The 14,260-nt window shown below is 60.6% G+C and carries 13 protein-coding genes; 12 read left to right on the forward strand and 1 reads right to left on the reverse strand.

What is annotated here, in order from left to right:
• The 12 genes from JOE39_RS00140 to JOE39_RS00195 all read left to right on the forward strand — a co-directional run bounded on the left by JOE39_RS00140 (window position 1) and on the right by JOE39_RS00195 (window position 13,339).
• Window positions 1-537: a chemotaxis protein CheW gene (locus tag JOE39_RS00140; protein WP_003314250.1), complete on the forward strand. Its 537-nt coding sequence runs from the start codon at window positions 1-3 to the stop codon at window positions 535-537.
• Entirely contained in the window at window positions 534-1,814 is a 1,281-nt protein-coding gene (locus JOE39_RS00145; protein ID WP_024662078.1) for a protein-glutamate O-methyltransferase CheR, read from the forward strand. Before JOE39_RS00140 ends, JOE39_RS00145 begins: the two co-directional genes overlap by 4 nt.
• Window positions 1,814-2,503 (forward strand): chemotaxis protein CheW, encoded by a 690-nt coding sequence (locus tag JOE39_RS00150; RefSeq protein ID WP_003391161.1) that lies wholly within the window; start codon window positions 1,814-1,816, stop codon window positions 2,501-2,503. Before JOE39_RS00145 ends, JOE39_RS00150 begins: the two co-directional genes overlap by 1 nt.
• Entirely contained in the window at window positions 2,500-4,851 is a 2,352-nt protein-coding gene (locus JOE39_RS00155; RefSeq protein WP_003391158.1) for a hybrid sensor histidine kinase/response regulator, read from the forward strand. The genes JOE39_RS00150 and JOE39_RS00155 overlap by 4 nt, the downstream gene beginning before the upstream one ends.
• Window positions 4,848-5,858, forward strand: a complete 1,011-nt coding sequence (locus tag JOE39_RS00160) for a chemotaxis response regulator protein-glutamate methylesterase (RefSeq protein WP_003314253.1) — start codon at window positions 4,848-4,850, stop codon at window positions 5,856-5,858. The genes JOE39_RS00155 and JOE39_RS00160 overlap by 4 nt, the downstream gene beginning before the upstream one ends.
• A gap of 45 nt (window positions 5,859-5,903) precedes the next feature.
• Window positions 5,904-6,908: a PleD family two-component system response regulator gene (locus tag JOE39_RS00165; RefSeq protein WP_003314254.1), complete on the forward strand. Its 1,005-nt coding sequence runs from the start codon at window positions 5,904-5,906 to the stop codon at window positions 6,906-6,908.
• 117 nt (window positions 6,909-7,025) lie between these two features.
• Window positions 7,026-8,121, forward strand: a protein-coding gene (gene prfB, locus JOE39_RS00170) for a peptide chain release factor 2 (RefSeq protein WP_096114110.1) whose coding sequence is annotated in 2 segments (ribosomal slippage) — window positions 7,026-7,097 and window positions 7,099-8,121 — 1,095 coding nt in all. Because the reading frame shifts where the segments join, the coding sequence is not laid out codon by codon here.
• A 69-nt stretch (window positions 8,122-8,190) separates the two neighbouring features.
• A complete protein-coding gene (lysS, locus tag JOE39_RS00175; protein ID WP_003415497.1) occupies window positions 8,191-9,693 on the forward strand; it encodes a lysine--tRNA ligase in 1,503 nt (500 codons plus the stop codon).
• A gap of 91 nt (window positions 9,694-9,784) precedes the next feature.
• On the forward strand, window positions 9,785-10,510 hold the full coding sequence (locus JOE39_RS00180) for a TetR family transcriptional regulator (protein WP_004418716.1): 726 nt from the start codon (window positions 9,785-9,787) through the stop codon (window positions 10,508-10,510).
• Window positions 10,511-10,644: 134 nt separating this feature from the next.
• Window positions 10,645-11,922, forward strand: a complete 1,278-nt coding sequence (locus JOE39_RS00185; protein ID WP_003339622.1) for a flavohemoglobin expression-modulating QEGLA motif protein — start codon at window positions 10,645-10,647, stop codon at window positions 11,920-11,922.
• 203 nt (window positions 11,923-12,125) lie between these two features.
• Complete coding sequence (locus JOE39_RS00190; RefSeq protein ID WP_024664762.1) at window positions 12,126-13,022, forward strand: alpha/beta hydrolase; 897 nt, start codon at window positions 12,126-12,128, stop codon at window positions 13,020-13,022.
• On the forward strand, window positions 13,019-13,339 hold the full coding sequence (locus JOE39_RS00195; RefSeq protein ID WP_003314260.1) for a hypothetical protein: 321 nt from the start codon (window positions 13,019-13,021) through the stop codon (window positions 13,337-13,339). The genes JOE39_RS00190 and JOE39_RS00195 overlap by 4 nt, the downstream gene beginning before the upstream one ends.
• 80 nt (window positions 13,340-13,419) lie before the next feature.
• Here the strand turns inward: JOE39_RS00195 and JOE39_RS00200 are convergent, their stop codons facing one another.
• Window positions 13,420-14,202 (reverse strand): OmpA family protein, encoded by a 783-nt coding sequence (locus tag JOE39_RS00200; protein ID WP_003314261.1) that lies wholly within the window; start codon window positions 14,200-14,202, stop codon window positions 13,420-13,422.
• Between the last annotated feature and the right edge of the window lie 58 nt (window positions 14,203-14,260).

Consider the following 14,260-nt stretch of genomic DNA (forward strand, 5'->3'; position numbering starts at 1 on the left):
ATGAGCGATCAATCGCCGAGGCGCAATGGCACGCCACTGACCGCCAGCAAGCTCTTTCTGCTGTTTTGTATCGGCGAAGACCGCTATGCACTGGACGCGACCGAGATCGCTGAAATTCTGCCGCGGGTAAAACTCAAGGCGATTGCCCAGGCACCACACTGGGTGGCGGGAATCTTTGCCCACCGCGGCGAGATCGTCCCGGTGATCGACATCAGTGCGCTGAATTCCGGTCAACCGGCCCGCTCGCGGACCAGTACGCGCATGGTGCTGGTGCATTATCGCTACGACGACGCGCACCCGGCGCAGTTGCTGGGGCTGATTCTGGAACAGGCCACCGAGACGCTGCGCTGCCCTGTTGCGCAGTTCAAGGCGTACGGGCTGGACAATCGCCTGTCACCTTACTTGGGGCCGGTGCGTGAGGATGAGCAGGGCCTGTTGCAGTGGATTCATGTCCACGAGCTGTTGAGCGAGCCGGTCCGCGAGTTGTTGTACCCGGTGCCGCCGATTGACCTCGAATTGCTTGAGGACGCGCAATGAAGGTGGATGATTCGCGCTTTTTCAGCTTTCTCAAGGAGCGTATCGGCCTGGATGTGACGTCCGTCGGCGAGGCTATTATCGAGCGTGCCTTGCGTCAGCGGGCGGCGGCCGCCCACTGCGCTGACAGCGATGCCTACTGGCATCTTCTGGTCTCGTCGCCACAGGAGCAGCAGGCGCTGATCGAGGCGGTGATCGTTCCCGAGACCTGGTTCTTTCGTTATCCCGAATCGTTTCTCAGCCTGGGCATGCTGGCCCGTGAGCGTATCGCCAGCCTTGCCGGTGCGCGCCCCTTGCGCATTCTCAGCCTGCCGTGCTCGACCGGTGAGGAACCGTATTCCATCGCCATGGCGTTATTCGACGCCGGGGTCGACGCCAGGCAATTCAAGGTCGATGCCATCGATATCAGCCCTGTTTCGATTGCCAAGGCCGAGCACGGCGTTTACGGGAAAAACTCCTTCCGTGGTAGCGACATCAGTTATCGCGAGCGGTATTTCCATCCGGTCGCTGACGGCTTTGAAATCGCTGACAGTGTGCGCGCCTGTGTGAGTTTTCAGCCGGGCAACCTGCTCGACCCAAAACTCGCCTCGCACGTGGCCTATGACATCGTTTTCTGCCGCAATCTGGTGATCTATTTCGATCGACAGACCCAGCAACATGTGTTCAAGGTGCTCAAACAACTGACCCGTGAAGACGGCCTGCTGTTTATCGGTCCGGCGGAGGGCAATCTGCTGGCCGCTATCGGCATGCGCTCGACGGGGATCGCTCAGTCATTCGCTTTTCGGCACGCGTCCGTCGATGCTGCGGTGCCGGCCCCAGCGCCAAAACAGGTCGCTGCACCCGTTGCCCCGCGTCCTGTCGTCGAGGCGCCTGCCAGAGCGGTCGCGCCACGACCTGCGCCGCGCACATCAGCTGCATTTGCGCCTATTGCAAAACCAGTCGCTGCGCAGGCCAATAGCGAGGTGTCGGCAGTGCTCGACAAGATTGCGGGGCTGGCCAACGAAGGCAAAACTGCCGAAGCGCGGGCTGCATGCGAGCGTTACCTGCAACAGCATGAGCCGGTCGCGCAGGTGTTTTACTGGCTGGGTCTGCTCAGTGAAGTGGAGGGCCGTGTGCCACAGGCGCAGGGCTTCTACCGCAAGGCGCTGTATCTGCAACCGCAGCACTCCGAGTCGCTGGCCCAACTGGCGGCATTGTTGGCGGCCCAGGGTGACACTGCCGGCGCGCGCCGCTTGCAGGACCGCGCTGCGCGTGGCGCGAATAAACAAGGAAACCACTGATGACGGGCGTGTCCGGTTTTTCCAGTCTGACCCATGATCAGGCCCAGGATATCGATGATTGCTGGAACCGCATCGGCATTCATGGCGATCGCTCCTGCCCGCTGCTTGCAGAGCACATCCACTGCCGCAACTGCGCGGTTTATTCTGCCGCCGCCACCCGACTGCTGGACCGCTATTCGCTGGCCCAGGAGTCGCATGAACATTTTCAGGGCTCGGTGTTGCTGCGCGACCTCGAGACCCGCTCGATTCTGGTATTCCGTCTTGGCGAAGAGTGGCTGGGGCTGGCGTCGCGCTGCCTCTCGGAAGTCGCCCCCAGCCAGACCATCCATTCACTGCCACACCAGCGCTCGCGTGCGTTGCTGGGTGTCGCCAATGTACGCGGCGCTCTGGTAGCGTGCATCTCACTGGTCGAGCTGCTCGGCCTGGACAGCACAGCGGTGAGCACCCCGTCTACGCGTGTTGTGCCGCGCATGCTGATCTTAAGCGCCGAAGGCGGCCCTGTGGTGGTGCCGGTCGACGAGGTGGACGGCATTCACGCCATTGACGAGCGCGAGCTGGAAGCCGCTTCGGCGTCCGGCTCGCACGCCAATGCCCGTTTCACTCGTGGCGTTCTGCAATGGAAGGGCCGCAGCCTGCGCTGGCTGGACGAAGATGAGTTGTTGTCGGCGGTGTATCGGAGCCTCACATGACGCCAGATCAAATGCGTGACGCCTCGCTGTTCGAACTGTTCACGCTGGAAGCCGACGCGCAGACTCAGGTACTGAGTGCGGGCCTGCTGGCACTCGAACGTAACCCGACCCAGGCGGATCAGCTGGAAGCCTGCATGCGGGCCGCTCATTCGCTCAAGGGCGCAGCGCGTATTGTCGGCGTCGATTTCGGCGTGAGCGTCGCGCATGTCATGGAAGACTGCCTGGTCAGCGCCCAGGAAGGCCGTCTGCTGCTTCAGGCCGAGCACATCGACGCGCTGCTGTCGGGGACCGATCTGTTGATGCGTATCGCCACGCCAGGCAGCGACAGTATTGGTCAGCCTGATATCGACAGTTATGTCGAAAGGCTCAATACGTTGCTGACTTCCGGCGCTGGCGCAGCACGCACGGTGAGCACGCCGCTGCCAGACCCGGCCTCGGACGCTTTGCTCGCCAGCGCGATGCTTCAGCTTGAGACTTCCAGCGGTGCGGCTGTGCCCGAGCCCTTGGTCGCAGCATCGCCTGCGCCCGCTCATCCAGCCGTCATGCCGGAACCTGAAGCGCCGTTCACGCCATTGCGTGAACGGCGTGTGGCCGAAGGTGGCGAGCGCGTGTTGCGAGTCACTGCCGAGCGCCTCAACGGGTTGCTGGACATGTCCAGCAAATCGCTGGTCGAGACTCAGCGCCTCAAACCGCTGCTGGCCGGTATGCAGCGGCTCAAGCGTCTGCAAAGCAGCAGCGACCGTGCGCTGGAAGTGCTGGGCGCCAGTTTTGGCGAGGAAGGCCCTTCGGCCGATGTGCAAAAAGCCCTGGAAGACGCACGCAATCTCTTGTCCCAGGCGCAGCAGGTGTTGGCCCGGCACACTGCCGAGCTGGATGAATTCGGCTGGCAGTCGGCACAACGTGCGCAACTGTTATACGACACAGCACTGGCCTGCCGCATGCGGCCTTTCGCCGATGTGCTGAACGGCCAGGCGCGCATGGTCCGCGACCTCGGGCGTGAGCTGGGCAAACAGGTCCGCTTGCAGATCGAAGGCGAGAAGACGCAGGTCGATCGCGATGTGCTGGAAAAGCTCGATGCACCACTGACCCATTTATTGCGCAACGCCGTGGACCATGGCATCGAATCGCCCGAGCAGCGCGTGGCGTCCGGTAAGGATCCGGAAGGCCTGATTCGTCTGCAGGCCTCGCATCAGGCCGGCTTGCTGGTCGTTGAGTTGAGCGATGACGGTGGCGGCGTGGACCTTGAACGTGTGCGCCAGAGTATCGTCGACCGCAAGCTTTCGCCTGCCGAGACCGCTGCGCAGTTGAGCGAGGAAGAACTGCTGAGTTTTCTGTTCCTGCCGGGCTTCAGCATGCGCGACAAGGTCACGCAGATTTCCGGCCGTGGTGTCGGCCTCGATGCCGTGCAGCATATGGTTCGCCAGATGCACGGCAGCGTCGAGCTGCAGCAATGGGCGGGCGAGGGCAGTCGCTTCAGAATTGAAATGCCGCTGACGCTTTCAGTGGTGCGCAGCCTGGTCGTGGAAGTGGGCGGTGAAGCCTACGCCTTTCCGCTGGCTCATATCGAACGTATGCGCGACCTGCAGCCTGACGACATTCTGCAGTTGGAAGGGCGTCAGCATTTCTGGGATGAAGAGCGCCATGTAGGCCTGGTCTCGGCCAGTCAATTGCTGAACCGGCCGCCTGCGCAGAAGGCCGGAGAGACGCTCAAGGTCGTGGTGATTCGCGAGCGCGATGCGGTTTATGGCGTCGCCGTCGAACGCTTCATTGGTGAGCGTACGCTGGTGGTGATGCCGCTCGATACGCGCCTGGGCAAGGTGCAGGACGTGTCGGCAGGGGCTTTGCTCGACGACGGTTCGGTGGTGCTGATCATCGATGTCGAAGACATGCTGCGCTCGGTGGAAAAACTGCTGAATACCGGCCGCCTGGAACGCATTGATCGACGCAATCGCCAGGTAGACCAGGTATCACGCAAGCGCGTGCTGGTGGTCGATGATTCGTTGACCGTGCGCGAACTGGAACGCAAGCTGCTGCTCAGTCGCGGCTACCAGGTGTCGGTGGCCGTGGACGGAATGGACGGCTGGAACGCCCTGCGCGCCGAGGACTTCGACCTGCTGATTACCGACATCGACATGCCGCGTATGGACGGTATCGAGCTGGTGACCCTGTTGCGCCGCGATACCCGCTTGCAGTCCTTGCCGGTCATGGTCGTGTCCTACAAGGACCGCGAAGAAGACCGGCGTCGCGGTCTGGACGCCGGCGCCGATTATTACCTGGCCAAGGCCAGTTTTCACGATGATGCCTTGCTCGACGCTGTCGTCGAATTGATAGGAGACGCGCAAGGATGAAGATTGCCATCGTCAACGATATGCCCATGGCCATCGAAGCCCTGCGCCGTGCGCTGGCTTTCGAGCCCGCACATCAGATCATCTGGGTGGCGTCCAATGGTGCCGACGCCGTGCAGCGTTGCGTCGAGCAGACCCCGGATCTGATCCTGATGGACCTGATCATGCCGGTGATGGATGGTGTGGAAGCCACGCGCCGGATCATGGCCGAAACACCTTGCGCTATCGTAATCGTGACCGTCGACCGCGAGCAGAACATGCGCCGCGTGTTCGAAGCGATGGGGCACGGCGCGCTGGATGTGGTGGACACACCGGCCATTGGCGGTCCCAATCCAAAAGAGGCGGCGGCGCCCCTGCTGCGCAAGATCCTCAATATCGACTGGCTGATCGGCCAGCGTGTCGGCTTTGAACGGGGCGCGGCTGCACCGGTTTCCGCGCCGTCGAGACGTGACCGGCTCGTCGCGATCGGCTCCTCGGCAGGCGGGCCTGCGGCGCTGGAGATTCTGCTCAAGGGGCTTCCGGTGAGCTTCCCGGCGGCGATCGTCCTTGTGCAGCATGTCGATCAGGTCTTCGCCGCCGGTATGGCCGACTGGTTGAGCTCTGCCTCCGGCCTGCCGGTGCGTCTGGCACGGGAAGGTGAAACGCCACAGCCGGGTGTGGTGTTGCTGGCGGGCACCAATCATCATATTCGATTGCTCAAGGACGGCACGCTGGCGTACACGGCGGAGCCGGTGAATGAAGTTTACAGGCCCTCGATCGATGTGTTTTTCGAGAGCGTTACCCGTTATTGGAATGGCGAGGCGGTCGGCGTTCTGCTGACCGGGATGGGGCGCGACGGTGCACAGGGACTCAAGGCCATGCGAGAGCGGGGGTTTCTGACCATCGCTCAGGATCAGGCCAGTTCTGCTGTGTATGGCATGCCCAAGGCTGCCGCAGCCATTGATGCTGCCGTGGAAATCTGCCCGTTGCCCGCCATAGCACCTCGCTTGATCGAGGTATTTACTCAATGACTGCAGTGCTGAACTCAGCGGCAGTCGGCGATCAGGAGAAAGATCATGAATGACCTGCAAACGGATGAGCTCAAGACACCGGATGAAAACAGCGCAATGGTGCTTCTGGTGGATGATCAGGCCATGATTGGTGAAGCCGTACGGCGCGGCCTGGCTGGCCATGAGTCTATCGACTTTCATTTTTGTGCCGACCCGCATCAGGCAATTGCCCAGGCCGTGCAGCTTAAGCCGACGGTGATTCTGCAGGACCTGGTGATGCCGGGCCTCGACGGGTTGACGCTGGTTCGTGAGTACCGCAGCAACCCGTTGACCCGCGATATCCCGATCATCGTGCTGTCCACCAAGGAAGACCCGCTGATCAAGAGCGCGGCGTTTACGGCGGGGGCCAACGACTATCTGGTCAAGCTGCCGGACAACATCGAGCTGATTGCGCGTATTCGCTATCACTCGCGCTCGTACATGACCCTGTTGCAGCGCGACGAGGCCTATCGGGCCCTGCGCGTCAGCCAGCAACAATTGCTCGATACCAACCTGGTGTTGCAGCGCCTGATGAATTCCGATGGCCTCACAGGGCTGTCGAACCGTCGTCATTTCGATGAGTATCTGGAGCTGGAGTGGCGCCGGGCAATTCGCGAGCAATCCCAGTTGTCGATGCTGATGATCGATGTCGACTACTTCAAACCCTACAACGATAACTTCGGCCACCTGGAGGGCGACGAGGCCCTGCGTCAGGTCGCCAAGGCCATCCGTAACAGTTGCAGTCGTCCATCTGATTTGCCAGCACGCTACGGTGGTGAAGAATTCGCCATGGTCCTGCCCAATACCTCGCCCGGCGGCGCACGTCTGCTGGCAGAGAAGCTGCGCCAAAGCGTGGCGGGCATGAACATCCCGCACATTGCGCCAGTGCCCGGCTCCAGCCTGACGGTGAGTATCGGTGTAGCAACCATGACGCCACAGGTCGGGATGCAAAGCCGTCAGCTTATTCTGGATGCCGACAAAGGGCTTTATCAGGCCAAGAACAACGGACGCAACCAGGTCGCGGCTGGCTGACGCCGGCAGCGGCCGATAAAATAGGCTTCACAACGCCTGCCCGACGGGCTGCTTTCGTGGCCCGGCCTGGGGTATACTCGTCGGCTTTGAAAATTTCGCCTGCGAGTGCTGCCTACCATGGAAATCAACCCGATCCTAAACAGCATCAAGGATTTGTCCGAGCGCTCCGAAACCATTCGGGGGTATCTTTGACTACGATCACAAACATGATCGTCTGACCGAAGTCAACCGCGAGCTCGAAGATCCAAACGTCTGGAACAACCCGGCCTACGCCCAGGAACTGGGGCGCGAGCGCTCCCTGCTGGCGCAGATCGTAGAAACCCTGGACGAAATGTCCTCGGGGCTGACCGATGCCAAAGACCTGTTGCTGATGTCTGCCGAAGAAGAAGACCAGGCTGCCGTCGATGACGTCGCAGCCGAAGTCGAGCGCCTGCGCGAATCGCTGGAAAAGCTCGAGTTCCGCCGCATGTTCAGCGGCGACATGGACCCCAACAATGCTTACCTGGACATCCAGGCCGGCTCCGGCGGTACCGAAGCGCAGGACTGGGCCAATATCCTGCTGCGCATGTACCTGCGCTGGGCTGACAAGCGCGGTTTCGACGCCACCATCATGGAACTGTCCGCCGGTGAAGTCGCCGGTATCAAGGGCGCTACCGTGCACATCAAGGGCGAATACGCCTTTGGCTGGCTGCGTACCGAGATCGGCGTTCACCGTCTGGTGCGCAAGAGCCCGTTCGACTCCGGCAACCGTCGCCACACCTCGTTCTCGGCTGTATTCGTTTCGCCGGAAATCGATGACAACATCGAAATCGACATCAACCCGGCGGACCTGCGTATCGACACTTACCGTTCCTCCGGGGCCGGTGGTCAGCACGTAAACACCACTGACTCGGCGGTGCGTATCACCCACGTTCCGACCAATACCGTGGTCAGTTGCCAGAACGAGCGTTCCCAGCATGCGAACAAGGACACCGCCATGAAAATGCTGCGGGCCCGTTTGTATGAGCAGGAAGTGCAGAAGCGTAACGCGGCGTCCCAGGCGCTCGAAGACACCAAGTCCGATATCGGCTGGGGTCACCAGATTCGTTCCTACGTACTGGACGCCTCGCGTATCAAGGACCTGCGGACCAACATCGAACGCAGCGACTGCGACAAGGTGCTTGATGGCGATATCGACGAATACCTGATCGCGAGCCTCAAGCAAGGGCTGTAAACCGTCAGCCGACACCTCAAGTCCCTCGTCGCAAGGCGAGGGCGAACCTGTGATGGAATATTTAAAGACATGAGCGACCAACAACTCGACCCGCAAGCCCTGCAACAGGAAGAAAACACCCTGATCGCCTTGCGCAAGGAAAAGCTTGCTGCAGGCCGTGCCAAGGGTCAGGCCTTCCCCAACGACTTCCGCCGCGACAGCTACTGCAACGACCTGCAGAAGCAGTACGTCGACAAGACCAAGGAAGAACTGGCAGAGGCAGCGATTCCGGTCAAGGTTGCCGGTCGCATCATGCTCAACCGTGGCTCGTTCATGGTGATCCAGGACATGACCGGGCGCATCCAGGTCTACGTCAACCGCAAGACCCTGCCTGAAGAAACCCTGGCCGAGGTGAAAACCTGGGACCTGGGCGACATCATCGCTGCCGAAGGTACGCTGGCACGCTCCGGCAAGGGCGACCTGTACGTCGAGATGACCAGCGTTCGCCTGCTGACCAAGTCATTGCGTCCGCTGCCCGACAAGCACCACGGCCTGACCGACACCGAACAGCGCTACCGTCAGCGTTACGTCGACCTGATCGTCAACGAGGAAGTGCGCGAGACCTTCCGCGTGCGCTCGCAGGTCATCGCCCACATCCGCAGCTTCCTGATGAAGCGCGACTTCCTCGAAGTCGAAACGCCGATGCTGCAGACCATTCCCGGCGGCGCGGCGGCCAAGCCGTTCGAAACCCACCACAACGCGCTGGACATGGAAATGTTCCTGCGTATCGCCCCGGAGCTGTACCTCAAGCGTCTGGTGGTCGGTGGTTTCGAGAAGGTCTTCGAGATCAATCGCAACTTCCGTAACGAAGGTGTTTCGACCCGGCACAACCCCGAGTTCACCATGCTCGAGTTCTACCAGGCCTACGCCGATTACGAAGACAATATGGACCTCACCGAGGAACTGTTCCGCGAACTGGCGCAACTGGTGCTGGGTACCACCGACGTGCCTTATGGTGACAAAGTGTTCCACTTTGGCGAACCGTTCGTGCGCCTGTCGGTGTTCGACTCGATCCTCAAGTACAACCCCGAGCTGACCGCTGCCGACCTGCAGGACATCGACAAGGCGCGCGCCATTGCGAAAAAGGCCGGTGCCAAGGTGCTGGGCTTCGAAGGCCTGGGCAAATTGCAGGTGATGATTTTCGAAGAGCTGGTCGAGCACAAGCTGGAACAGCCGCACTTCATTACCCAGTACCCGTTCGAAGTGTCGCCGCTGGCGCGTCGCAATGATGAAAACCCGAACGTCACCGACCGTTTCGAGCTGTTCATCGGCGGTCGCGAAATTGCCAACGCCTACTCCGAGCTCAACGACGCCGAAGACCAGGCCGAACGCTTCCAGGCTCAGGTGGCCGACAAGGATGCCGGTGACGACGAAGCCATGCACTACGACGCCGACTTCGTCCGTGCGCTGGAGTACGGCATGCCGCCGACGGCAGGCGAGGGGATCGGTATCGACCGGTTGGTGATGCTGCTCACCGACTCGCCGTCGATCCGCGACGTGATTCTCTTCCCGCATATGCGCCCGCAAGCGTAATCAGTGTTAAAACAGCCGCCTTCAATGGGCGGCTTTTTTTTAGGTGTTTTTCAGATCGACTCATTTCAGAGCGACTTATAAGGAAGCTGTCGTGACGATTGCCAGAGAAGGGGCCGCCGGAGTAGCGAGCGCGGTGGCCAAAAGTGTCAAGTATCAGGGCCGCAAGGCTGCGCGCGAGGGCAGTGAGCAGCGCAGGCAGGTCATTCTCGATGCCGCCATGCGTATCGTGGTGCGTGACGGCGTACGCGCCGTGCGCCATCGCGCAGTGGCCGCTGAAGCCAGTGTGCCGCTGTCGGCAACCACCTATTACTTCAAGGACATTGATGATCTGCTGACCGATGCCTTCGCCCAGTATGTACAGCGCAGCGCTGACTATCTGGCGCGGCTGTGGCAGAACACCGAAGGCATTCTGCGCGAAATGATGAGCCGCAGTTCCGGTAGTCCGACCGACCGTTTTCGTCTGGCGGACGACATCGCGCGTATGGTGATGGAGCACATCCGCCATCAACTGCTGACCCGGCGTGACTATCTGATCGCCGAGCAGGCGTTCTACCACGAAGCACTGATCAACCCGCGCCTGACGCCATTGGTCATGGCCCACCAGGAAATTTTGCTGCAAGGCAGTTGTCAGTTTTTCCAGGTGCTCGGTTCCCTGCAGCCCTATCAGGATGCTCAGGTGTTGACGGGGCTTATCCGTCGCATTGAGTATCAAGGCCTGCTGCATGGGCCGCAGCGTCAAGCCGACGAAGAAATGCTCTGTATCCTGACCCGGCAGATGCGTCTGGTCCTGGGGACCCCGCAGCCGCTTCGAGGGTGACTATACTGCTGCGCGAGTGCCCCGGATCGGCTGTTCAGACGGTTTGACGATCCTGCCAGTTTCGATATTTTCCAGCGGTGGCGTGTTGTTCCGCGCCGCCAAGCAGTAGCGTGACAGCCAGCCAAGGAGTACCGGTGGACGAGTATCAACAGACTATTCGTGCTTTATCGGATCGGATCGTCGTTGCACAGACGCCGATTCGCATTCTGGATGCAGTTAAATGGGATGAGAACGTCCGCAAGGAGTTTCTGGCCGCCAAGGGCAAGGCGCTGCCTGCCGTGGACCGCGCCTATTACGAAAACCGACCGCTGGGTTTCGACTCTTCCGCCTTGAAGCAAGAGTTTCAGAACATCGAGCGCGACGTTACGCGTCAACTGGGGCAGTTCAACCCGGTCGGGCAGATCATGCGCCGCATGTGCCGTGAGTACCGCATGGTGGTGCGTATGCTTGAGGCACGCGGTACGTCTGACTTCGGGCTGATTTCTCAGGAATTGTACGGCGCGGCATCCGACGCTTTTCATGCGGGTGATCCGACGCTGGCCGATCTCGGCTTGATGCTCTCGGATTACCTGAACAACATTGCCGGGCGCGGTGACCTGAAGGACGAGCCGAAAACGCTCACCGCCAAGGACGCTGTTTCGCTGCTGCAATCGCGTTTGAACCGCGTGTTCGGTGAGGCCGAGGAGACCATCCGGGTTTTCGAATCCGACGGGATCGTCGCCGATGCGGCTGCCGGTGCCGACTACATCAAGATCCGCACCGACGCGATGTTCAACGAACGCGATGTACGCGCGCTGGAAGTGCACGAAGGGCTGGTGCACGTGGGCACCACGCTGAACGGGCAAAACCAGCCGATCTGTACGTTCTTGTCCAAAGGCCCGCCATCCTCGACGGTGACGCAGGAAGGCCTGGCGATTCTCATGGAAGTCATCGCCTTTGCATCCTATCCGAGCCGCCTGCGCAAGCTGACCAATCGCACGCGCGCCATTCACATGGCCGAGCAGGGTGCCGATTTTCTGCAGGTGTTCGAGTTTTACCAGGAGCAGGGCTTTGGCATGTCGGAGAGCTACGGCAATGCCAGTCGCGTCTTCCGCGGTTCGGTGCCCAACGGCCTGCCGTTCACCAAGGACCTGTCCTACCTGAAGGGCTTCATCATGGTCTACAACTACATTCAGCTCGCCGTGCGCAAGGGCAAGCTCGAACAGGTGCCGCTGCTGTTCTGCGGCAAGACCACGCTGGAAGATATGCGTACCCTGCGCCAACTGGTGGACGAAGGGTTGGTGGTCGCACCCAAGTACTTGCCCGAGCAGTTCCGTGACATGAACGCCCTGTCAGCCTGGATGTGCTTCTCCAACTTCCTCAACCACCTGAGCCTGGACCGTATCGAAGCGGATTACTCGAATATTTTGTAGGCAGCGATCTTCGCTGTACGCCAGCCTGTTTTTGACTCTGGCCGAAGGCCGTAGGAGCGAACTTGTTCGCGAAGGAGAGGTACATTCTCCGAAAGCTCATGACTATGCCTATCGGCCAATGCTCGCGGAACATGGGAACGAGAATCTGAGTCTCGCACCAGCTCGGCAGTGATGTGGCGATGAAAACAACAAGGAAAGCTCATTTGAAACTGCTCGGCATCTTCACCCTGGTCCTTGCGCTCACCGGTTGCAGTTCGATGTTGTTCTACCCCGAGCAGGGTGTTCCGTTCACCCCTGACAAGGCGCGCCTGCAGTATCAGGACGTGAACCTCACGGCTGCCGACGGGACGCGCCTGCATGGCTGGTGGCTGCCCGCCAAGGAAGGCGTGCCGGTGAAGGGGACGGTGCTGCATCTGCACGGTAACGGTGGCAACCTGTCCTGGCATCTGGGTGGCGTCTGGTGGTTGCCCGAGCAGGGTTATCAAGTGTTGATGCTGGATTACCGGGGCTATGGTGAGTCGCAGGGCGAGCCGAGCCTGCCGGCGGTCTACGAGGACGTTCAGGCCGCTTTCGACTGGTTGAACACTGCGCCGCAAGTGCAAGGCAAACCGCTTGTGGTGCTGGGGCAAAGCATTGGTGGGGCGCTGGCGGTGCATTACCTGTCCGAACACCCGCAAGAGCGCTCGCGGATCAAGGCATTGGTGCTGGACAGCGTGCCGGCCAGCTACCGCAGTGTCGCGCGAAACTCGCTGAGCAAGTCGTGGCTGACCTGGCCATTGAAAGCGCCCTTGTCCTGGCTGATCCCGGAGGCCGACAGCGCGGTCAACGGCCTGCCAAAACTGGCTGGCACACCGATGCTGATCTTTCACAGCATGGACGACACGCTGGTGCCGCTCGCCAACGGCATCGAGCTGTACAAGGCCGCGCCGCCACCGCGCGTATTGCAATTGACCCGCGGCGAACACGTACAGACGTTCGCAGACCCTCTCTGGCGTCAGGTCATGCTGCGCTATCTGGACGACCCGACGCATTTCAACGGCCTGCGCCGCCTCGCGGAAGTGCCCAACTACCCGACCCCTGCAACACCGCCAGCGCCATGAGCCGCGAGCGTAACCTCAACGGCATGATCCTCAGCGCGGTGGGTGCCGTCATCGGCACGGTGGGCTGTCTGTGGTTTTACGGCTACCTGCACTTCGCAAAGCCCGAGGATGCACTGCTGCTCGGTGAATTCACCCTGCTCAAAACCGTCCCCGGCGAGGATTACAAGGTCGCTGCCACGCCAGCCGCCGAGGTCGCGCAGTGCGTTGATGGCGTACTGGTGTTGTTCGATACGTCGCGGAAAGGTCTGTCGGGCGTATTGATCGATGATCGCAGGCAGGCAGTGCGTTGCCTCGGCCAGCAAACGCCTCGGCAATAACGACAGCCGTAAAAAACCTCGCCCATGAAAAAGCCCCGCCTGTATGCGCAGGCGGGGCTTCGGTGCAGCAGCTCAGTCGCTTATTTCATCGAAGAGCGTGGTGCAACAGGCTGGTTGTCGTTGGAAATGGTGACTTCCACACGACGATTCATGGCGCGGCCCGAGTTGCTGGAGTTGTCAGCAACCGGGTATTCCTTGCCATAACCCATGGTCACAATGCGTGCTGGGTCTACACCCATGCGTACCAGAGCCATACGCACCGAGTTGGCGCGACGCTCGGACAACGACTGGTTGTAGGAAGCCGAACCAGTGCTGTCGGTGTAGCCTTCGACAATCACTTTACGGTCCGGGTTTTCCTGCAGGAAACCAGCCAGCTTGCCAATGTCGCCCTGGGCGGTTGGCTTCAGTTCGGCCTTGTTGTAGTCGAACAGCACGTCACCGAAAGTTACCAGCGTACCGCGTTCGGTCTGCTTGGCGTTCAGGCTGTTTTTCAATGCGGCGATCTGTGCGTCACGTGCTTCCAGGCGTGCTTTTGCACGGTCGGCAGAAGCGTTTTGCAGCGCTGCTTCAGAAGTCCGCAGGGCGATGGTCTGCTTGGCCAGTTCGATACGCTGGTTGGTCAGGTACGACAGTTGGTCGACTTTCTGTACGTCGTCATCGTTGCGGAAGGCTTGTTCTGCCTTGGTCAGCCATTCGCTGGCGTCCTTGGTTTCAAGGGCGGCGACTTGGGTGGCCTGAGGATTGGTCTGCAGCGCGGTGAAGTTGCTGCGAGCCTGTTCCAGGTTAGGGTTTGGCTTGGTTGCACAGGCTGCCAGGGCAACGCTCATGGCCAGCAGAGCAGGGATCATCAATTGTTTGCGCATAATAAGGTCGTCCTTTAATCAGTTACGAATTCATGAAAACGGAAGGGTGTGCGGGGCA

Origin of the sequence: Pseudomonas sp. PvP100 (genome assembly GCF_017833055.1) — a bacterium.
Taxonomy (GTDB): Bacteria; Pseudomonadota; Gammaproteobacteria; order Pseudomonadales; family Pseudomonadaceae; genus Aquipseudomonas; species Aquipseudomonas syringae.

Bases quoted from the DNA above. Each gene is read 5' to 3' on its own strand.
- JOE39_RS00150 (WP_003391161.1), top strand. From the start codon at position 1,814: ATGACGGGCGTGTCCGGTTTTTCCAGTCTGACCCATGATCAGGCCCAG.
- lysS (WP_003415497.1), top strand. From the start codon at position 8,191: ATGAGCGACCAACAACTCGACCCGCAAGCCCTGCAACAGGAAGAAAAC.
- JOE39_RS00165 (WP_003314254.1), top strand. From the start codon at position 5,904: ATGAATGACCTGCAAACGGATGAGCTCAAGACACCGGATGAAAACAGC.
- JOE39_RS00160 (WP_003314253.1), top strand. From the start codon at position 4,848: ATGAAGATTGCCATCGTCAACGATATGCCCATGGCCATCGAAGCCCTG.
- JOE39_RS00155 (WP_003391158.1), top strand. From the start codon at position 2,500: ATGACGCCAGATCAAATGCGTGACGCCTCGCTGTTCGAACTGTTCACG.
- JOE39_RS00145 (WP_024662078.1), top strand. From the start codon at position 534: ATGAAGGTGGATGATTCGCGCTTTTTCAGCTTTCTCAAGGAGCGTATC.
- JOE39_RS00200 (WP_003314261.1), bottom strand. From the start codon at position 14,202: ATGCGCAAACAATTGATGATCCCTGCTCTGCTGGCCATGAGCGTTGCC.
- JOE39_RS00195 (WP_003314260.1), top strand. From the start codon at position 13,019: ATGAGCCGCGAGCGTAACCTCAACGGCATGATCCTCAGCGCGGTGGGT.
- JOE39_RS00140 (WP_003314250.1), top strand. From the start codon at position 1: ATGAGCGATCAATCGCCGAGGCGCAATGGCACGCCACTGACCGCCAGC.